This window comes from Bacillus cereus group sp. BfR-BA-01309 (assembly GCF_022664315.1).
Lineage (GTDB): Bacteria > Bacillota > Bacilli > Bacillales > Bacillaceae_G > Bacillus_A > Bacillus_A mobilis.
On record NZ_JAKUHE010000002.1, the window covers coordinates 80970 to 101626 of the forward strand.

Genomic DNA, 20657 nt, shown 5'->3' on the forward strand with positions numbered 1-20657 from the left:
TAAAGAGGGGGAATTAAAATTGAATTTTGTAATTGATAAAATAGATGGTTTACATCCTGAATTTTCTAAACTTGTTTCCATGATGAATTACGCTCGCTACACAACAATGCAAGCGGTGGAAGGTTTAACAATTGAAGAACTTGATTATTTATATGATGAGGAAGCAAACTCAATTGGCATGCTTTTGTACCATATGGCTGCTATTGAATTTTACTACCAGATTCATACTTTTGAAGACCGTGAACCAACGGAGGCTGAGTTAGTACGGTGGTTACCTGCTATTGAGTTAGGTGATCTTGGACGCGAGAAAATAAAAGGAAAATCGATAGAATTTTACATAAATTCATTACAAGAAGTACGTTCCAAGACGATCGAGACTTTTCAATCGTTACCTGATGAATGGCTATTTCAAACGACAGAATTTTGGTATGACAAACCTGCAAACAACTACTTTAAATGGTTTCACGTTTTTGAAGATGAAATCAATCATCGCGGACAAATTCGTTTAATTAAAAAGATGCAAAAAGCTCATTCAGTAAAATGAGAAAATGCCACCGAATAAGGTGGCATTTTCTTTTATTCATTAGCGAAAAGCTTTTCATTTACTTTTTTGGCGACTACCGCTACCAACATTAAAATGCATATTAAATATATCAATTTCGCAATAAATAACCAGCCTTGAAACATTACAATTCCATCTATTATCTCATTTCCTTTCAATAACAAAAATGGAATCGTGCTTATTACAATGATAAACTCGATGCTGAAAACAATTTTCTTTTTTCGGCTATATGCCTTCCATTCTTTCCAGCGATACATAGGTGCAAAAATCAATACTCCTATACATAATATAACTGGCACCCATTCACTTTTAAGAAATTGCCCTGAAACAACCGATAATAGTAAACAAACGAGCACGCCATAATACCCTATTTTCTCTCTCAATCGTACTCCCCCATTCTACTTCTTCTTTAATATGTAACTTGCTATGCTTATAACAATTTTCAGAAAAATAACTACTACAATGACAATATAAAGACCTTTTGCAGACGACATCCATTCTTGAAAAATAGACATTTTTTCCATTTGCTTCTGACCTTCTATTAAAATAAACCCTACGACAAACGAACTAACAACAATGATACCTATCATAATTCCAATACTTTTCTTGCTATATTTTTTCATATCATCCCAGTTATATAAAAGTACAAATACAAACCCGAAAACAGGTATGATACTGGTCCATTCATTGTTTGTAAACAGATTTAAAATGATTAATAGACTACAAGATATAACGAATCCCCAGAATCCAATTTTTTTGTGCATAAGCCCTCCCTAAATCCCATTTTTAGGATTAATTGTATTGTATCATCCATTTACTATTACAGTACATGAAATTTCACTTTTTTCTTTTTCCTATACTCACATACTTTCACTGCTTTCATACAATAAACTACACGAATGCCTAAAGGATGTGAATGTTATGGGAGTTGAATTAACACTGTTACACGCTCTCTATATTCTTTGTTTACTCACTATTATCGCCTTTTTTATTCTCCGGAAAGATACAACGATTATTTGTATCGTTTTTATCTTTTTATTAGCATTATCCGCTACAAGTTCTATCCCTCTTGCCATTAGCGGTATTTTTCAAAGTTTCATTTACGCTATTACTGAGCTATTACCAACTATATTAATCATCTCCATTATCGTATCCATGAGCAATCTACTCGTTCATACTGGTATAAATGATACGATGATTTCACCATTTACAAAGATGATTCGTACCCCTACCCTCGCCTACTGGATTATCGGTCTTTTAATGATGACTATTTCTTTCTTCTTTTGGCCTTCTCCAGCTGTCGCCTTAATGGGAGCTATTTTATTACCCGTCGCTGTACGCGTCGGTCTTCCTCCAATTGGAGTTGCCATTGCTATGAACTTATTCGGGCACGGCATCGCCTTATCTGGTGACTTCGTTATTCAAGGTGCACCGAAATTAACAGCGGATGCTGCTGGTCTTCCTGTTTCCAGCGTTGTTTCTGCTAGTGTTCCGCTCGTTGTCGTTATGGGCATTGTAACAACTTCCGTCGCATTTTTCTTCTTACGTAAAGAATTTCATACAGGCTTATCGATGCAAGAATCTATTTCATCAACTGAGTCTTCTAAAACGCTCACTTCATTATCTTCTCGGACAAAAAAATGGATCGCTATTTGCATTCCGATCGTATATGCCATCGATATCCTTTGCATGATTCAATTTAAACTACAAGGCAACGACGCAACTGCACTTATCGGCGGGACGACTGTTATTATGATTATCATCATTTCCCTTATCGCCTATAAAGGTAATGGACTAAATAAAACGACCGATTATTTTATAGAAGGGCTCCAATTTGGCTTTAAAATCTTTGGTCCAGTTATCCCAATTGCCGCACTCTTTTATTTAGGAGATAGCGGCTTTGTAAAAATTATCGGGGATTATTTACCGAAAGGTTCACACGGAATCATTAACGACTTAGGAATCGCCTTATCTCAAACTGTTCCTTTAAACCAATATGTATCAGCGGGAACATTAACTATCGTTGGTGTCATAACAGGGTTAGATGGATCTGGCTTTTCCGGTATATCACTTGCTGGTTCAATTGCCAATCTTTTCGGAACAGCACTTGGGCATGGAACAGCTACATTAACAGCACTTGGGCAAATTGCTGCAATCTGGACCGGAGGCGGGACTTTAATTCCTTGGGCGCTTATTCCTGCCGCTGCCATTTGTAAAGTGGATCCGTTTGAACTTGCACGCCGAAACTTTTTACCAGTTGTGATTGGCTTAATTGTCACCACCATCGTTGCGATGTTTATCCTATAACATAAGCAAGTGTTCTCTTGCTTATGTTTTTTCATTGTAAAATTCATCATGAATTATTGGCTTTCAAAAGGGATTATGTATATGTTAGCGAAGTTATATTAGGAGAGTATTTATTTCAAAACGTTTACGAGAAACAGATTACTTCCATTCGAAAAGGGGACATAACTATGAATGAATTGATTTTCGTCTTATTAATTTGTCCATTACTTATCTTTATCGTTTCTGTTATTGGAACACGCAAGACGAAAACGTATTACGTCATGCCGATTGTAACGTTTGCTAGTTTTTTAATAATAGGTGTTATCGCCTTTACTCCAAAATTTTTCTTTTGGGTTGGCATGTACAGCATCTTCTCATTTATTGTTTCTTATATGACGCTATTGTTTGTGAAAGGATATGAGGTTGCGGAAAACGCTAAATAGTTATTAACGAGGAGATTGTCATATGATTTTTTTTGATATCGACGGAACTTTACTTGATTATGAGGCCGCGGAAAGAAATGGTATTATAGATTTCTTTCAAGTATATAGTACTATTTTTTCAGATAATGAATTAGAGGCCACGAAAGTCTGGCATGAATTATCCGAAGAATATTTCAACAAATTTTTATCCAAGGAATTATCTTTTCAAGAACAACAAGGGATGCGAATGTATCATTTATTTAAAACATATGGATTAAACTTATCACCCGAGGAATCTCAGCACAGATTCAATCAATATATAGAACTATATAAGAACAACTGGACCTTGTTTGAAGATGTACACTATACATTACAGACCTTGCAGCATGGTGGACACTCATTAGGTATCATTAGTAATGGTGACTATGAACAACAAGTCGAAAAATTAACCGCTCTAAACATTCTACAATATTTCAAATGCATATTTACTTCTAGTGAAATTGGTATATCGAAACCAAACCCTGAAATTTTTCAAAGAGCTGTATTACAATCGAATCTTGAAATGAAAGATTGCTATTATATTGGCGATCGATTAGAAACAGATGCAATTAGTAGTACAGCAGCTGGAATGCAAGGGGTATGGTTAAATCGGGATAACTTGCAACTCAATTGTGATGTTCCTACTATCTGTTCTTTACATGAATGTTTAACAATAATATAAAAACAACGACCGCGTTCCCCCGCAGTCGTTGTTTTTCGTGTTACGCTGTGATCCAAGCTTCGTTTGCTGGATTTTTACGCCACTCTTGTAATTTTCTCGTTTCAGCTTGTCCGATCATACCTTTTTCTGCCGCTACTTCAGTTAATGCACTGTAGTCGCTTAAAGAGTATGATGCTACGTTAGCTGCTTCTAGTTTTTCTTTTCCTGCTTCTAGCTCGTATGTGAAGATTGATACGATTCCTAATACTTCACAGCCAGCTTCGCGAAGTGCTTCTACACATGTAATTGCACTACCGCCAGTTGAAATTAGGTCCTCTACTACTACTACTTTTTGACCCTTTTCAGCTTTTCCTTCGATTTGGTTCCCTTTACCGTGACCTTTTGCTTTACTACGTACGTAGCACATTGGTAAATCCATACGATCGCTTACCCATGCAGCGTGCGCAATACCAGCAGTTGCTGTTCCTGCAATAACTTCTACAGTTGGGAAGTGCTCTTTAATTAACTCTTCTAATCCAGCTGCAATTGCTTGACGTACTTTTGGATAAGATAAAGTTAAACGGTTATCACAATAAATTGGTGATTTCATACCTGAAGACCAAGTGAATGGATCATTCGGTTGTAAAAATACTGCTCCAATTTCTAATAAATGCGATGCGATTTCTTTTTTCATACTGTTACACCTTCCCACTGTTGTTTTACTGTTTTATACGCTTCAAGCGGATTTTCTGCTTTTGTAATACTACGTCCAACTACGATGTAGCTTGAGCCAAGTTCCCTCGCACGTTTCGGTGTTGCTACGCGCACTTGGTCATTTACATCATCGCTTGCAAGACGAATCCCCGGTGTTACTGTTACAAATTCATTTCCGCATACTTCACGTAATTTTGGAACTTCAAGTGTTGAACAAACAACGCCATCAAGTCCACTTTCTTTCGTTAGTTTTGCATAATGAGCAACCGCTTCTTCTAACGTTTTCTCAATGCCGATCTCTTTTTTCATCATAGCTTCCGAAGTGCTTGTTAGTTGTGTAACTGCAATACAAATCGGTCTCTCTTTTCCTTCTTGCTTACCTTCCTCTAATCCCTCAATCGCAGCTTTCATCATACTGCTTCCCCCAGCAGCATGAACATTTACCATATCAACATCTAGACCAGCTAGGCTACGCATAGCGCTTTTTACTGTATTCGGAATATCATGAAGTTTTAAATCTAGAAAGATCTTATGTCCTTTTTCTTTTAAGTACGTAATAATTGCAGGGCCTTCTTTATAAAATAACTCCATACCAACTTTGACAAATAACTCTTCCCCTTCAAAGTGGCGCAAGAATTGCTCTACATCTTGTTTCCCTGGAAAATCTAGTGCAACGATTAACGACTGTGACATGTTTGCTTCCAGCTCCTTCCTTGACATTCCGAAATGTGATCAAATCCTAATTCATCTAATAGTGCTGGTAACTCTTCAATAATTGTCGGACATACGAACGGATCGATAAAGTTCGCTGTACCTACTGCAACTGCGCTTGCACCAGCGTAGAAGAATTCAATTACATCTTCCGCTGTTTCAATACCACCCATTCCGATAATTGGAATGTTAACCGCTTGACTTACTTCATGTACCATACGAATCGCTACTGGCTTAATCGCAGGACCTGATAATCCGCCTGTACGGTTTGCTAAAATTGGTTTAGCTGTTTTTAAATCTAGACGCATACCAAGCAATGTATTAATCATCGTTAAACCGTCTGCACCTGCATTTTCAATCGCTTTTGCAATTTCCACAATGTTTGCCACGTTCGGTGACAACTTCACGTATACAGGTACTTCAGAAACCTCTTTTACTCGCTTCGTTAAATCAGCAGCAATTTCAGGATTTGTACCAAAGGCGATACCACCTGTTTTTACGTTCGGACAAGAAATATTTAATTCTAGTGCGTGGACATTAGGCGCTTTAGAAATTTCCTTTGCAACCGCTACGTAATCCTCAGCTTGTGAGCCTGCAACGTTCGCAATGATTGGAAGATCAAATTGTTCTAACCATGGTAATTCAGAATTCATTACTTTTTCTAACCCTGGGTTTTGAAGTCCGATTGCATTTAACATGCCGCCCGGTGTTTCAGCAACACGAGGCGTCGGATTTCCATAACGTGGTTGTTCTGTCGTCGCTTTGATCATGATTGATCCTAGTACACTTAAATCGTAAAACTGTGCATATTCACGACCAAATCCAAAGCATCCAGATGCCGGTATAATTGGATTTTTTAATGATAATCCCGGTAATTCAACTTGCAATCTGTTCATAGTACAACCTCCCCGATTGGAAATACTGGTCCGTCGCTACACACCTTCTTGTAAGAATGTCCACTTGGATCTTCTTGTAAGTGGCATACACATGCGAAACAAGCTCCAATACCACAGCCCATACGTTCTTCTAAAGAAATATAAGCTTTTTTCTCTTTGTAACGTCCTTCTAATGCACGAAGCATCGCTAACGGACCACATGAATAAAGAATATCAAAGTCAATTCCGTAATTATCAATTACATCTGTGACAAATCCTTTTGTGCCGTGTGTACCGTCTACTGTCGCAACGTACGTATCACCAAGTTCTGCAAATTTCTCTTCATAGAAAACGACATCTTTCGTTTGAAAACCTAAGATGTGAATTACGCGTACACCTTTTGCAACAAGGCGCTGTGATAATTCATAAAGTGGTGGTACGCCAATCCCCCCGCCGACTAGTAAAGCTGTTTGACCAGCTTCTGCTTCTTCTACAGGAAAACCGTGTCCTAGTGGTCCTAGTACGTCTACCATTTCACCTTTTTTTCTAGTTGCTAATGTTTTTGTCCCTTGTCCTTCTGCACGATATAGCATTGTAAATTCGTTCTTCTCTTGATCTACATTACAAATACTAATTGGGCGGCGCAGAAGGGGCGCAATGCCCTCTGCTACCTTAATGTGTACAAACTGCCCTGGTTCGTTCATTTGCTGTACTAACGTTCCTTGAAGCACTAATTCGTAAATGTTTTTTGCGATTTCTTTTTGATTAACGACGATCATATTTTGCTTTTGCATCATGCATGTACCACCTCGTGACGCTTTGTTTGCGTAATTTCTTTCATTGAATGAGCTGAGAATGTCATAGATTCTAGTACTCGTAAGATTGCTCTCGTTGTATCAAGTGATGTTAAGCAAGCCACACCATTTTCTACTGATTCACGGCGAATGCGGAAACCATCACGCGCTGGTTGTTTGCCTTTTGTTAATGTATTGATTACAAACTGTGCTTTTCCTTGACGGATAATGTCTAGTAAGTTGTAGTCTTCAGAATCAATTTTGTTTACAACTTGTACTGGAATGTTTTGCTCTGCTAACGATTGTGCTGTTCCAGCTGTTGCTAATAAGTTATAGCCGATTTCATGGAAACGTTTTGCAATTTCCATCGCCTCTTCTTTATCTTTATCCGCTACAGTAATGATTACTGATCCGTGCGTTGGAATGTTAATTCCAGAAGCAACTAACCCTTTGTATAATGCTTTTTCAAGTGTTAAGTCTTTCCCCATTACTTCCCCTGTTGACTTCATTTCAGGTCCTAATGTTGTATCAACTGAACGTAGTTTCGCAAATGAGAATACCGGTGCTTTTACATACACTTCTTTCTCTTCTGGGTGATAACCAGTTCCGTATCCTTGTTCTACAAGGTTTTGACCTAAAATAACTTTCGTTGCAACATTCGCCATCGGTACACCTGTAATTTTACTTAAGAATGGTACTGTACGGCTCGCACGTGGGTTTACTTCAATTACATACACTTGATCTTCAAATACTACAAACTGGATATTTAGTAATCCAACAATATTTAAACCTTTTCCAAGTGCAATGGTATGTTCAATAATTTGTTCTTTCAGTTTTGCAGATAAGCTTTGTGGTGGATATACTCCGATTGAGTCACCAGAGTGAACTCCAGCGCGTTCAATATGTTCCATAATACCTGGAATGAATACATTCTCACCGTCTGAAATTGCATCTACTTCAATTTCTTTACCAACCATGTAACGATCGATTAATACTGGATGATCCGCGTGAACTTTTACCGCATTTTTCATGTAGTGCAGCAGTTCTTCTTGACGATATACGATTTCCATCGCGCGTCCACCTAGTACGTAAGATGGTCTTACTAATACTGGGTACCCAATTTTGTCAGCGATTGCTACCGCTTGCTCTACAGTCGTTGCTGTTTTACCAACTGGTTGCGGGATACCAAGCTGTGTTAGAGCTGCTTCAAACTTATCACGATCTTCTGCACGGTCTAAATCTTCAAGTGATGTTCCTAAGATTTTCACACCGTGAGCTTCTAATTTAGCAGCTAAGTTAATTGCCGTTTGTCCACCGAATTGGACGATAACACCTTCTGGCTTTTCTAAATCGATAATGTGCATTACATCTTCGATTGTTAATGGTTCAAAGTATAATTTGTCAGAAATACTGAAGTCTGTTGAAACTGTTTCTGGGTTGTTATTAACAATGATTGCCTCATATCCAGCCTCTTTAATTGCCCATACAGAGTGAACTGTTGCATAGTCAAACTCAACACCTTGACCGATACGAATTGGACCAGACCCTAGTACGACAACACTCTTACGATCTGTTCTAACCGATTCATTCTCGTCACCATATGTGCTGTAATAGTATGGTGTTGCAGATTCAAACTCTGCCGCACAAGTATCTACCATTTTATAAATAGGAGTTATATTGCTTTCTTTACGCATATCGTAAATTTCACGCTCTGTTTTGTTCCAAGCTGCTGCAACGTAGTGATCACTGAAGCCCATTTCTTTCGCAGATTGTAGTACTTCCATATTTTCTACATTTGCTTTTACTTCGCGTTCCATATTTACGATATTTTCAACTTTTTGTAAGAAGAAGAAGTCCATTTCACACCAATCGTTGATCTCTTCTTTCGTTACACCTTGACGAATTGCTTCTGCTACAATAAACAGTCGCTCATCATCCGCTTTTATAATGCGTTTTTTCATTGTCTCTTTATCAAGCTCTTTTAAATGCGCTAACTCTAAGTGATAAACGCCAAGTTCTAAAGAACGGATCGCTTTTAATAATGATTGCTCTAGGTTACGTCCGATTGACATAACTTCACCAGTTGCCTTCATTTGTGTACCCAGTGTTCTGTTCGCTGATTCAAACTTATCAAATGGCCAGCGCGGAATTTTTGAAACAACATAGTCTAATGCTGGTTCGAAACAAGCGTATGTTTTTTGTGTTACTGGATTTATAATTTCATCTAATGTTAAACCGACTGCAATTTTTGCCGCTAGCTTCGCAATTGGATACCCAGTTGCTTTAGATGCTAGTGCAGATGAACGACTTACACGTGGGTTTACTTCGATTACATAGTATTGGAAGCTATGTGGATCAAGTGCAAGCTGAACGTTACATCCACCTTCAATTCCTAATGCACGAATAATTCGTAATGAAGTGTTTCGTAACATTTGATATTCACGGTCACTTAATGTTTGGCTCGGTGCTACAACGATAGAATCACCTGTGTGAACTCCAACTGGATCGATATTTTCCATGTTACATACTACAATCGCGTTATCATTTGAATCACGCATTACTTCATATTCAATTTCCTTACAACCAGCAATGCTCTTTTCTAATAAACATTGTGTTACTGGACTATGTTTTAATCCACCTGATACGATTTCAATTAGTTCTTCTTCATTACTACAGATTCCGCCACCTGTTCCCCCCATTGTAAATGCTGGGCGAACAATAACTGGATATCCAATTTCTTTTACAAATTCATGTGCTTCTTCTAGCGTATGGATAATGGTACTAGATGGAATTGGTTCATTTAATTCCTGCATTAATGTACGGAATAAATCACGATCCTCCGCTTGCTCAATTGCTGATAATTTTGTTCCTAAAATTTCAACTCCGCACTCTTCAAGTATGCCTGATTTCGCAAGTTCAACAGCCATGTTTAAACCTGTTTGACCACCTAATGTTGGTAAGATTGCATCCGGACGTTCTTTACGAATGATTCGGCTTACAAATTCTAATGTTAAAGGCTCAATGTATACTTTATCTGCTGTTGCAGTATCTGTCATAATTGTTGCTGGGTTAGAGTTAACAAGGATTACTTTGTAACCTTCTTCTCTAAGAGATTGACAAGCTTGTGTACCAGAGTAGTCAAACTCTGCTGCTTGCCCAATTACAATTGGTCCTGATCCGATTACTAAAATTGTGTTAATGTCTAGGCGTTTTGGCATAACTCTTCCCCTTCTTTCTTGAAGTTTTCAATCATTGCTAAGAAATCTTCGAATAAATCATTTGCATCTTCTGGTCCTGCTGAAGCTTCTGGATGGTATTGTACTGTAAATGCTGGGAACTTCGTATGACGAAGACCTTCTACTGTTCCATCATTTAAAGCGACATGTGTAATTTCAAGTTCTGTATTTTTAACTGATTCTTCTTCTACTGCGTAACCATGGTTTTGAGATGTAATTGCTACTTTTCCAGTTGCAAGATGTTTTACTGGATGATTTAAACCACGGTGACCGAATTTTAACTTACTTGTATTCGCACCAGATGCTAGAGCGAACAATTGATGTCCTAGGCAAATTCCGAATAAAGGAACTTTACCGATAATGTCTTTTAACATTTCAATTGCTTCTGGTACATCTTTTGGATCCCCAGGTCCGTTACTTAACATAATTCCATCTGGGCTAAGGCGTAAAATCTCTTCTGCTGTTGTATTGTAAGGTACTACAATTACATCACAATCACGTTTATTTAATTCTCTTAAAATACCATGTTTCATTCCGAAGTCTACAAGTACAACTCGGTGTCCACGGCCTGGGCTTGGGTATGGATCTTTCGTTGATACGCGTTTCACGTGATCTGTAAATACTGTCGCTTTTAATTGGCTCACGATGTATTCTACATCTGCATCCATGTTACATAGACGCCCACGTAATGTACCGTATTGACGAATTTTTCTCGTTAATTTTCTCGTATCAATTCCTGCTAAGCCTGGGATATTTCTTTCTTTTAAGTAATCATTTAACGAAATTTCATTACGGAAGTTTGATGGGTGATCACAAATTTCGTTTACGATTAAACCATTTACAGATGGATGAATCGATTCAAAATCGTCACGGTTGATGCCGTAGTTTCCGATTAATGGGTACGTGAATGTTACGATTTGACCGCAATATGATGGATCAGATAATGTTTCTTGATATCCAGTCATTCCTGTTGTAAATACAACCTCACCTGACTTTTCGATTTCTCCTCCGAAACCTTTTCCAATTAATACTGTTCCATCTTCTAAGATAAGTTGTCTTTTCATACTAATGCACTCTCCTTTTGCCATGCGATCTTACCACCAACGATTGTCATTACCGGCCATCCTTGGCATTTCCAACCTGCGAATGGTGTATTTTTTCCTTTTGATAAGAATGTTGTTGGGTCAATCTCTTCTTCTTGTTCTAAATCAATGATTGTAATATCAGCTGTTCTACCTTCTTTCAGGCGACCTGCTTCTAAGCCGAATGTATCAGCTGGCTTTTCTGTTAAGAATTGAATTAACTGTTCTAATGTAATAATTCCTTTTTTCACAAGGTTTGTGTATAGAAGTGGGAATGCTGTTTCAAAACCAGTAATTCCGAATGGTGCTCTTTCAATTCCTTGTGCTTTCTCTTCCGCTGTATGCGGTGCATGATCAGTTGCGATCATATCGATTGTTCCATCTAGTAGACCTTCAATTAATGCTGCGTGATCTTCTTTTCCACGAAGCGGTGGGTTCATTTTAAAGTTAGGATCAGCTGATGGGATATCATCTTCACATAACACTAGGTGATGAGGTGTTACTTCTGCTGTTACTTTAATTCCAGCGCGTTTCGCATCACGGATTACACGTACAGATCCTTTCGTACTTACGTGACATACGTGATAGTGACAATCTGCCGCTTCAGCAAGCAGTATATCCCTTGCAATATGTACAGATTCACATACTGATGGGATACCGTTTAATCCGTGTTTCTCAGAAAACTTCCCTTCATGTACACAACCTTTATTAATAAGAGTATTCTCTTCACAGTGCGCAACCACTGCCATATTTAATTTCGCTGCATGCTTCATAGCAGCCAACATCATGCTAGCATCTTGTACGCCTACACCGTCATCAGTGAAAGCAAATGCTCCAAGTTCTTTTAACGTCTCGAAATCTGTCATTTCAGAACCCGCTTGGCGTACTGTAATTGCTCCGTATGGTAGTACGTTGACATGCGCTTTTTCTTTAATACGATTTTGCAAGTCTTCCATATGTTCTCTGCAATCTGGTACTGGGCGTGTATTTGGCATTGCACAAATTGTAGTGAATCCACCTTTTGCCGCTGCTAGTGTACCTGTTTCAATTGTTTCTTTATGTTCACCACCTGGTTCACGAAGATGTACGTGTACATCTACTAATCCAGGTGCGATTAACTTTCCGTTCACTTCGATTACTTCAGCATTATCTGCCGTAATATTTTCTGCTACCTTAGCGATTTTACCGTCTTGTACGAGAAGATCTGTTGCTACGATTTTTCCTTCTTCATTCATATAACGACCATTTTTAAACAAGTAATTCATGTTTCATTCCTCCTAATACATTTGGTAAGGCGCGTTTTAGTACAGCCATTCTTACGTAAACTCCATTTTCCATTTGTTTAAATATGCGTGAACGCTCACACTCAACAAGTTCACTTGCAATTTCAACATCACGGTTTACAGGAGCTGGATGCATAATAATGCTTCCTTCTTTCATACGCTTTTCTCTTTCCACTGTTAATCCGTGTTTCTCATGATACTCTTTCATAATGTCTGTTTCATAATGATCATGACGCTCATGTTGTACACGAAGTAACATCATTACATCCACTTCTGGAACAAGTTCATCTAATGGTTTGTATGTTCCAAATGTGCTGTCTTCATCTTTCCACTCTTCTGGACTTGCAAAGTAAATTGTTGCACCCAGTTTCGTTAATGCTTCTGCATTAGAACGTGCTACTCGGCTATGACGAACATCTCCTACTATCGCAATCTTTAATCCTTCAAATCTTCCAAACTCTTGTTTAATTGTAAGAAGATCGAGTAGGCACTGCGTTGGGTGGTTTCCACATCCATCTCCAGCGTTTAAGATTGGGATATTTACCTGATCTTTCAGTTCATCGAAGTAGCGATCTTGCTCATGGCGGACGATTACCGCTTTTGTTCCGATTGATTCTAGTGTTCTTATCGTATCGTATAAAGTTTCTCCTTTTTGTACGCTAGATGCATCAGCTGAAAAGTTTAAAACTTCAAGTCCTAATCTCTTCTCAGCAACTTCAAAGCTAAATCTCGTTCTCGTACTATTCTCAAAGAACAAGTTCGCAACAAAAGTTTGCTCTGTCGTTTTGCTCTCTTTTCCATTCGCGAAATCTTCTGCGTCTTTTAGGATTTCTGAAATTTCTACTTCCGATAATTCACTCATCGTTAACAAATGGCTCATCGTCATCCCTCATCTTTCTGATTTTTATGTTACCACTTTTGTATTTTTATAACAACCTTTGTATAAAAATACCCTAGTCATGTGAGACTAGGGTGCAAGAAAGAAGCCACCCTTTCCGGTCTCACAGGACTGAATTAAAAGGTTATTATTATGAAGCAATCTGCTTAGATTGTGTTATTTGTTTCGTTTCTGGTAGTAGTAGATTTAACAGTACACCTACAATTGCTGCTAGTGCCATTCCTTCTACTTGGAACGATTCTCCTACGTGAAGTACCGCTCCACCAATACCGATTACTAGTATTACTGATGCAATCATTAAGTTTCGTTTGTCACTTAGGTCTGTTTTATCATCTACCATCATGCGTAATCCGCTTGATGCGATTACACCGAATAGTAAGATTGATACGCCACCCATAACCGGTGTTGGGATCGAATGAATCAGTGCAGAAATCTTACCGATAAACCCGAACATGATTGCGAACACTGCTGAACCGATGAATAAGTATACACTGTATGCTCTCGTAATTGCTAGGACACCGATGTTTTCACCATACGTTGTATTCGGTGGCCCACCGATAAGTGATGCGATTAATGTTGCTACTCCATCACCGAAGATTGAACGGTGTAAACCTGGTTTTTCAATTAAATCTCTTTTAATAACATTTCCAAGTACAATTTGATGTCCGATATGCTCTGAAATTGTTACTAGTGCAACTGGTACCATCAAGAGTACAATCTTCCACGAAAACTCCGGAGTATATGTTACAAATGGTACTGTGAAATCTGGTACAACAAACCATTTTGCCTCAGCTATCGGCTTTAAGTCTACTAGCCCTTGGAAGTAAGCGAAGATATATCCGCCGATAATACCCAGTAACACTGGTATGATACTGAAAAACCCTCTTCCGAATATAGAGCAGATAATTGTAATTGCTAATGTTACTAACGCTACTGAAAAGTGTGTAAAGCTATATTTGCCATCCGCACCGTTCATCGCCATGTTAACTGCTGTATGTGCTAAAGCTAGACCGATTACCATTACTACTGGACCAACTACGATTGGCGGAAGTAATTTCATAATCCACTCTGATCCTGACTTCTTAATTCCGAGTGAAATTAAGATGTACACAAGTCCTGCTAACAAACCACCGAGCATTGCTGCTCCAGGTCCACCTGCTGTTTTCGCTGTTATTATCGGTGCGATAAAGGCGAATGATGATCCTAGATAGGCAGGTACTTGACCTTTCGTTATAAGAAGAAACGCTAGCGTTCCTAATCCACTTGATATTAATGCTACTGACGGATTCAATCCTGTTAAAAACGGAACCAGCACTGTTGATCCAAACATCGCGAACAAATGTTGTATACTTAAAAATAACCATTTTCCCGGTTTCGGTACTTCATTAACGTCTAACACTGGCTTTTGTTCCATTGTTACATCCTCCTTCAGTTTAATTCTTTGCAATAAAAAAACTCTTTGTGCCTGTGCACAAAGAGTCCTACACTTTCGTATGCCAAATTTGACATATGAAAGCCAAGACCCTTTGGCAGCCTCACAGGACTACATTTAAAAGGGCTTTACTTATCGTATATGCTTACTCGATCTTGTTGATCTGTCTCTTGCAAATCAACTTCGATACGCTCTTCACTTGATGTTGGAATGTTCTTTCCTACATAATCAGCGCGAATTGGTAGTTCACGATGACCTCTATCAACAAGAACCGCCAGTTGGATTTGTGATGGTCTACCTAAATCCATAAGAGCATCCATTGCTGCTCGAACTGTTCTTCCTGTATATAATACATCATCTACAAGGATTACTTTTTTCTTTGTAATATCTACAGGGATATCAGAACCTTTTACAAGTGGTTCTTCGTTTTTCGATTGTAGTGTTAGATCATCACGATATAACGTAATATCTAGCTCTCCAACTTCCATTTCTTTTCCTTCAATTTGACCAATTCGTTCTGCCAAACGTTGTGCAATAAAAATTCCACGAGTTTTAATTCCGACAAGAACACAATTATCGACACCTTTATTTCGTTCCACGATTTCATGACTAATTCGTGTTAAAGCGCGGCGAATCATTTGGTCATCTAAAACGACTGCTTTCTCTTGCATGCTCTACACCTCCAAGCTTTTTTTCTTGCGTGAGAGTAATGGTATAAAAAAAGTCCTCTCAGCGTGTGCGAGAGGACTTTTGAAAAAGGGTACAGCATACCCTATGTATTTCAAACCGTTACCTTCTCAACCTCACGGGGCTGTGTTAAAGGATCATTATTTAACTGTTGTCAGTATCTCAGTTTTCTTATGATTTGTCAATACTATTTTCGTAAAATATTTAATGCATCTTCAAACACTTCTGGAATCGGTGCCTCAAACTGAATATACTCACCAGTACGAGGGTGGTCAAATCCTAAAATACCTGCGTGAAGTGCTTGTCCATTCATGTCTAATGTTTTCTTCGGACCATACTTTGGATCTCCAGCAAGTGGATAACCAATATATTTCATATGAACACGAATTTGGTGCGTACGTCCCGTTTCTAAGCGACATTCTACAAGTGTGAAATCTTTGAATCGCTCTAACACTTGGAAATGCGTAACAGCATGCTTACCATTTTCATCAACCGTCATGCTTTGACGCTCTTTCTTATCACGAGCAATCGGAGCATCAATTGTTCCCTTATCATGCGGAATAACACCGTGTACAATCGCTTTGTAACGTCTTGTTACTGTTTTTGCTACAAGTTGATTTACAAGTGATTCATGCGCCACATCATTTTTAGCAACCATTAATAGGCCTGATGTATCTTTATCAATACGATGCACGATACCTGGACGCATTACACCGTTAATGCCTGATAAGTCTGTACAGTGGTGCATAAGACCGTTCACAAGCGTACCACTTGTATGACCTGGTGCTGGATGTACAACCATACCACGCGGCTTATTAACAACGAGTACATCTGCATCTTCATAATAAATTTCTAAGTTCATATCTTCTGCTTGAATATCTAACTCTTCTGGATCAGGAATCGTTACTGTAATTTCATCGTTTTCTCTAACTTTATAATTCACTTTTACCGACTTTCCATTAACTGTAACAACATCATCTTTAATCCATTGTTGTACTTGTGAACGTGACCATTCACTGTTTATTTCTGCAACGAATTTATCAATTCGCTCGCTTTTTTGTTCTTCTGCAACTGTTACTTGTACTACTTCACTCATTCAATTACTCCTTCGTTTTCTTGCCTTCTAATAATGTTTGAATAATAATTAATACAACACCAATACATAATGCTGAATCAGCTATATTAAATACTGGATAGTTGTACGAGAAAATATACACGTGAATGAAATCCACTACTTCTTGTCTAAATACACGATCAATGAAATTACCAATTGCTCCGCCTAATATTAGACCTAATGAAATTCCTAGAAGTTTGTCTGTTTTCGCATATTTTTTCATATAAATTACGATAAATGCTACAAAAACGACTGTAATAATGTAGAAGAACCACATTTTGTTTTCTAAAATCCCCCAGGCAGCTCCTCTATTTCGATGTGATGTTATGTATAATACATTATCGATAATCGGAATGCTCGTACCCAATTCCATGTTCTTTACAATTAGCCATTTCGATATTTGATCGATGGCAATGACAAATAACGCTATTACATAATATATCATTTTCATTTCCCCCACAAAGACAGTGTACCTCAAAATTTTAGCATAGCTGCAACCTTTTCACAATGAACCTTTATAGAAGAATAAAATAAATTAAAAAAAGGTAATATAATATCGTTGTGCGCATTCATACATTTACTTTTTCATAGAAAAATTCATGAATGGTACGGGCAGTCGGCATCGTCTTCATTTGTTTTACCGAGATTACTCTCCCTGTCTCTTCACAAATACCATACATATCTATTTCCATTTTAAATAATGCACGTTCTACATCTTTTAAGTCCTCTTTTATATCATGTAATAGGAGTTTTTTCTTTATCTCTTCCTTAATTTCATATCCAAGCTCTTCGCTAAACTCTGTATCATATTTGTGTATGACCTCTTTAGCTAGCCTCTCTTGTAACTCTTTTCGCATCAATTGCAATTCTTCTTTGATTTCCATATACATTTCATTCACGTGTACATTCCTCCCAGCTGCAATGTACGATTAGTGTGTCCGAAATTTCTATGCTTACCTCACACACATTTTTCCTTCATAGGAAAGAGAGTGAAAGTTATTTCAATATATCGTCAATAAAAAAACTGACTGCACTTAGGCACAGTCAGTTTTTTCATTATTTTACATAGTTTTCTTTAACAACTGTTGCACAACGCTCACATAATGTTTCATGTTCAGCATCTTTACCAATTGTTTCTGAAACTACCCAACAACGTTCACATGTTTCACCAGTTGCTTGAGCAACAACAACCGCTGTATGCTCATACTTCGGCGCATCTGCTGGCGCTTCTTCCATCATGCCACCAAGTTTATACTCAGAGACGATGAATAATTGCTTTAAGTCTTCACTAATAGACTCTAACATAGCTTTCATTTCTGCAGTTGGATATAGTGTAATGCTTGCATTTAATGACTTACCGATTACTTTTTCATTACGAGCTACTTCTAACGCTTTTAATACGTCATCACGTAATGTCATAAATGCATCCCATTTTGTTTTTAATTCTTCCGCACCATCTAATTGTACAGCTTCTGGCATATCAGTTAATTGTACACTTTCTTCTGTTACACCTGGAACGTATGGCCATACTTCATCAGCCGTATGCGGTAAGATTGGTGTTACAAGTTTCGTCAACGCAACAAGAACATCATATAATACAGTTTGAATTGCACGACGATCTTCATGGTTTGCACCTTCAATGTATAAAATGTCTTTTGCAAAGTCTAAGTAGAATGAACTTAAATCAATTGTACAGAAGTTATGAATTGCATGATATACAGCCGCGAAGTCGTATGTTTCATATGCTTCTTTTACTTTTGTAATTAAGTCATTTAATTTCACTAACATGTAACGATCTACTTCACGAAGTTCAGCTACAGCTACTGTATTTTCACTTGGCTTAAAGTCATCTAAGTTTCCTAATAAGAAACGGAATGTGTTACGGATTTTACGATACACTTCTGCTACTTGTTTTAAAATATCATCTGAAATACGTACATCAGATTGATAGTCAACTGAAGATACCCATAAGCGTAAAATGTCTCCGCCTAGTTGATCCATAATTTTCTTCGGTACGACGATATTTCCAATCGACTTACTCATTTTACGTCCTTCACCATCTAATACGAAACCATGGCTTAGTACGCCTTTATATGGAGCTTTACCTGTTACAGCAACTGCTGTTGATAATGAAGAGTTAAACCAACCACGGTACTGGTCAGATCCTTCTAAATATAAATCAGCTGGACGTTGTAAGTCATTGCGCTCTTCTAATACCGCTTGGTGAGAAGAACCTGAATCGAACCATACATCCATGATGTCTGTTTCTTTACGGAATTCACCATTCGGGCTACCTGTATGTGTAAATCCTTCTGGTAATAGATCTTTCGCTTCACGCTCGAACCATACATTTGAACCGTGCTCACGGAATAAATCTGCTACATGGTTAATTGTTTCATCTGTAATAATTGGATCGCCATTCTCTGCATAGAATACAGGGATTGGTACACCCCATGCACGCTGACGAGAAATACACCAGTCACCACGGTCACGAACCATATTATGAAGACGAGTTTCTCCCCATGCTGGTACCCATTTTGTTTCCGCAACAGCTTCTAATAATTCTTTACGGAACGCTTCAATAGATGCAAACCACTGTGCTGTCGCACGGAAAATAATTGGTTTTTTCGTTCTCCAATCATGTGGGTATGAATGCGTAATGAATGTTAGTTTCAGTAACGCGCCTACTTCTTCTAATTTCTCTGTAATTGGCTTGTTAGCTTTATCATAGAATAAGCCTTCAAATCCAGGTGCTTCATTTGTTAATACACCTTTATCATCAACTGGACAAAGTACTTCTAATCCATACTTTTTACCAACAACAAAGTCATCTTCCCCGTGTCCTGGCGCTGTATGAACACAACCTGTACCTGCATCTGTTGTTACGTGATCTCCTAGCATAACTAATGAATCACGATCGTAGAATGGATGTTTTGCAACTGTATACTCAAGTTCGCTACCTTTTACCGTTTTCACAACTTTAGTATTTTCCCACTCTAACGTTTTTGCAACTGTCTCAAATAGTTCAGAAGCAATAATATATTTTTCATCATTTACTTTTACAATAGCGTATTCAAGTTCTGGGTGAACAGAAATACCTAAGTTTGCAGGTAACGTCCAAGGTGTTGTTGTCCAGATAATGAATTTCTCATCACCTTCTAATACGTTCTTTCCGTCTTTTACAGGGAATGCTACGTAAATAGATGCTGATTTTTTATCTTGGTATTCAATTTCAGCTTCTGCTAAAGCAGATTCACTCGTTGGAGACCAATAAACTGGTTTTTGCCCTTTATAGATATAACCTTTTTTCGCCATATCACCAAACACTTTAATTTGTTGCGCTTCATAAGCTGGCTCTAAAGTAATGTATGGGTTATCCCAATCAGCACGTACACCTAAACGCTTAAATTGTTCACGTTGACGTTCTACTTGTTCATATGCATACTCTGCACATAACTTACGGAACTCAGCAACTGTCATTTCTTTACGCTTTACACCTTTATTTGTTAAAGCTTGCTCAATTGGTAAACCGTGTGTATCCCAACCTGGTACATATGGTGCACAGTAACCAGTCATTGATTTATAACGAACAATAAAGTCTTTTAACACTTTATTTAACGCATGTCCCATATGAATGTCACCATTCGCATATGGAGGGCCATCATGCAATACAAATAAAGGACGACCTTTCGTATGTTCTTGTACCTTTTCATAAATATTCATTTCAGCCCACTGTTCTTGCATTGCAGGCTCACGTTTTGGTAAATTCCCACGCATTGGGAACTCTGTTTTTGGCATTAGTAATGTATTTTTGTACTCCATGCTCAATTCCTCCTTACATGTATAAAAGAAACACTTAAA

The 20657-nt window shown here is 38.0% G+C and carries 20 protein-coding genes; 4 read left to right on the forward strand and 16 right to left on the reverse strand.

The genetic code is table 11. The annotated features are described in order from the left end of the window. Positions 1-19 precede the first annotated feature (19 nt). Positions 20-544, forward strand: a complete 525-nt coding sequence (locus tag MR115_RS03915; RefSeq protein ID WP_242240049.1) for a DinB family protein — start codon at positions 20-22, stop codon at positions 542-544. Positions 545-576: 32 nt separating this feature from the next. Here the strand turns inward: MR115_RS03915 and MR115_RS03920 are convergent, their stop codons facing one another. Further along, entirely contained in the window at positions 577-945 is a 369-nt protein-coding gene (locus MR115_RS03920; RefSeq protein WP_048546051.1) for a YoqO family protein, read from the reverse strand. Positions 946-960: 15 nt separating this feature from the next. Then, on the reverse strand, positions 961-1326 hold the full coding sequence (locus MR115_RS03925; protein WP_242240052.1) for a YoqO family protein: 366 nt from the start codon (positions 1324-1326) through the stop codon (positions 961-963). 157 nt (positions 1327-1483) lie between these two features. Here MR115_RS03925 and MR115_RS03930 point away from each other — a divergent pair, with 157 nt between their 5' ends. From MR115_RS03930 to MR115_RS03940, 3 genes are all read left to right on the forward strand, one after another. Further along, entirely contained in the window at positions 1484-2869 is a 1386-nt protein-coding gene (locus MR115_RS03930; protein ID WP_242240054.1) for a hypothetical protein, read from the forward strand. Positions 2870-3036: 167 nt separating this feature from the next. After that, the gene (locus MR115_RS03935) at positions 3037-3291 is read left to right on the forward strand and encodes a YbeF family protein (RefSeq protein ID WP_025689243.1); all 255 of its coding nucleotides are present in this window, start codon (positions 3037-3039) and stop codon (positions 3289-3291) included. A 22-nt stretch (positions 3292-3313) separates the two neighbouring features. Further along, entirely contained in the window at positions 3314-3991 is a 678-nt protein-coding gene (locus MR115_RS03940; protein WP_242240057.1) for an HAD family hydrolase, read from the forward strand. A 40-nt stretch (positions 3992-4031) separates the two neighbouring features. Here MR115_RS03940 and pyrE read toward each other — a convergent pair whose 3' ends face one another. The 14 genes from pyrE to ileS2 all read right to left on the reverse strand — a co-directional run bounded on the left by pyrE (position 4032) and on the right by ileS2 (position 20618). Next, positions 4032-4664 (reverse strand): orotate phosphoribosyltransferase, encoded by a 633-nt coding sequence (gene pyrE, locus MR115_RS03945; RefSeq protein WP_242240058.1) that lies wholly within the window; start codon positions 4662-4664, stop codon positions 4032-4034. Next, positions 4661-5377 carry an orotidine-5'-phosphate decarboxylase gene (gene pyrF, locus MR115_RS03950; protein WP_242240062.1) on the reverse strand — a complete coding sequence of 239 codons (717 nt, stop codon included), beginning with the start codon at positions 5375-5377 and terminating at the stop codon, positions 4661-4663. Before pyrF ends, pyrE begins: the two co-directional genes overlap by 4 nt. Then, on the reverse strand, positions 5362-6291 hold the full coding sequence (gene pyrD / locus MR115_RS03955; protein ID WP_001081057.1) for a dihydroorotate oxidase B catalytic subunit: 930 nt from the start codon (positions 6289-6291) through the stop codon (positions 5362-5364). The genes pyrF and pyrD overlap by 16 nt, the downstream gene beginning before the upstream one ends. Further along, a complete protein-coding gene (gene pyrK / locus MR115_RS03960) occupies positions 6288-7067 on the reverse strand; it encodes a dihydroorotate oxidase B electron transfer subunit (protein WP_061678233.1) in 780 nt (259 codons plus the stop codon). Before pyrK ends, pyrD begins: the two co-directional genes overlap by 4 nt. Further along, positions 7064-10282, reverse strand: coding sequence for a carbamoyl-phosphate synthase large subunit (carB, locus tag MR115_RS03965; RefSeq protein WP_242240065.1), 3219 nt, complete (start codon positions 10280-10282; stop codon positions 7064-7066). Before carB ends, pyrK begins: the two co-directional genes overlap by 4 nt. Then, entirely contained in the window at positions 10267-11364 is a 1098-nt protein-coding gene (locus MR115_RS03970) for a carbamoyl phosphate synthase small subunit (RefSeq protein ID WP_000828668.1), read from the reverse strand. The genes carB and MR115_RS03970 overlap by 16 nt, the downstream gene beginning before the upstream one ends. After that, positions 11361-12647, reverse strand: a complete 1287-nt coding sequence (gene pyrC / locus MR115_RS03975) for a dihydroorotase (protein ID WP_242240068.1) — start codon at positions 12645-12647, stop codon at positions 11361-11363. The genes MR115_RS03970 and pyrC overlap by 4 nt, the downstream gene beginning before the upstream one ends. Next, positions 12631-13545, reverse strand: coding sequence for an aspartate carbamoyltransferase (pyrB, locus tag MR115_RS03980; RefSeq protein WP_000018864.1), 915 nt, complete (start codon positions 13543-13545; stop codon positions 12631-12633). The genes pyrC and pyrB overlap by 17 nt, the downstream gene beginning before the upstream one ends. Positions 13546-13693: 148 nt before the next feature. Beyond that, complete coding sequence (uraA, locus tag MR115_RS03985; protein WP_097816872.1) at positions 13694-14977, reverse strand: uracil permease; 1284 nt, start codon at positions 14975-14977, stop codon at positions 13694-13696. A gap of 146 nt (positions 14978-15123) precedes the next feature. Next, positions 15124-15666, reverse strand: coding sequence for a bifunctional pyrimidine operon transcriptional regulator/uracil phosphoribosyltransferase (gene pyrR, locus MR115_RS03990; RefSeq protein ID WP_001156490.1), 543 nt, complete (start codon positions 15664-15666; stop codon positions 15124-15126). Positions 15667-15869: 203 nt separating this feature from the next. Beyond that, positions 15870-16778 (reverse strand): RluA family pseudouridine synthase, encoded by a 909-nt coding sequence (locus MR115_RS03995; RefSeq protein ID WP_242240070.1) that lies wholly within the window; start codon positions 16776-16778, stop codon positions 15870-15872. 4 nt (positions 16779-16782) lie between these two features. Beyond that, complete coding sequence (gene lspA, locus MR115_RS04000) at positions 16783-17241, reverse strand: lipoprotein signal peptidase LspA (protein WP_000642179.1); 459 nt, start codon at positions 17239-17241, stop codon at positions 16783-16785. 124 nt (positions 17242-17365) lie between these two features. After that, positions 17366-17695 (reverse strand): TraR/DksA C4-type zinc finger protein, encoded by a 330-nt coding sequence (locus tag MR115_RS04005; RefSeq protein WP_242240073.1) that lies wholly within the window; start codon positions 17693-17695, stop codon positions 17366-17368. A 157-nt stretch (positions 17696-17852) separates the two neighbouring features. After that, complete coding sequence (gene ileS2 / locus MR115_RS04010; RefSeq protein ID WP_242240074.1) at positions 17853-20618, reverse strand: isoleucine--tRNA ligase; 2766 nt, start codon at positions 20616-20618, stop codon at positions 17853-17855. Positions 20619-20657 lie beyond the last annotated feature (39 nt).

Coding starts and splice junctions, on each gene's coding strand:
- MR115_RS03925 (WP_242240052.1), bottom strand. CDS start 1,326: ATGCACAAAAAAATTGGATTCTGGGGATTCGTTATATCTTGTAGTCTA.
- MR115_RS03930 (WP_242240054.1), top strand. CDS start 1,484: ATGGGAGTTGAATTAACACTGTTACACGCTCTCTATATTCTTTGTTTA.
- MR115_RS03935 (WP_025689243.1), top strand. CDS start 3,037: ATGAATGAATTGATTTTCGTCTTATTAATTTGTCCATTACTTATCTTT.
- MR115_RS03940 (WP_242240057.1), top strand. CDS start 3,314: ATGATTTTTTTTGATATCGACGGAACTTTACTTGATTATGAGGCCGCG.
- pyrE (WP_242240058.1), bottom strand. CDS start 4,664: ATGAAAAAAGAAATCGCATCGCATTTATTAGAAATTGGAGCAGTATTT.
- pyrF (WP_242240062.1), bottom strand. CDS start 5,377: ATGTCACAGTCGTTAATCGTTGCACTAGATTTTCCAGGGAAACAAGAT.
- pyrD (WP_001081057.1), bottom strand. CDS start 6,291: ATGAACAGATTGCAAGTTGAATTACCGGGATTATCATTAAAAAATCCA.
- pyrK (WP_061678233.1), bottom strand. CDS start 7,067: ATGATGCAAAAGCAAAATATGATCGTCGTTAATCAAAAAGAAATCGCA.
- carB (WP_242240065.1), bottom strand. CDS start 10,282: ATGCCAAAACGCCTAGACATTAACACAATTTTAGTAATCGGATCAGGA.
- MR115_RS03970 (WP_000828668.1), bottom strand. CDS start 11,364: ATGAAAAGACAACTTATCTTAGAAGATGGAACAGTATTAATTGGAAAA.
- pyrC (WP_242240068.1), bottom strand. CDS start 12,647: ATGAATTACTTGTTTAAAAATGGTCGTTATATGAATGAAGAAGGAAAA.
- pyrB (WP_000018864.1), bottom strand. CDS start 13,545: ATGAGCCATTTGTTAACGATGAGTGAATTATCGGAAGTAGAAATTTCA.
- uraA (WP_097816872.1), bottom strand. CDS start 14,977: ATGGAACAAAAGCCAGTGTTAGACGTTAATGAAGTACCGAAACCGGGA.
- pyrR (WP_001156490.1), bottom strand. CDS start 15,666: ATGCAAGAGAAAGCAGTCGTTTTAGATGACCAAATGATTCGCCGCGCT.
- MR115_RS03995 (WP_242240070.1), bottom strand. CDS start 16,778: ATGAGTGAAGTAGTACAAGTAACAGTTGCAGAAGAACAAAAAAGCGAG.
- lspA (WP_000642179.1), bottom strand. CDS start 17,241: ATGATATATTATGTAATAGCGTTATTTGTCATTGCCATCGATCAAATA.
- ileS2 (WP_242240074.1), bottom strand. CDS start 20,618: ATGGAGTACAAAAATACATTACTAATGCCAAAAACAGAGTTCCCAATG.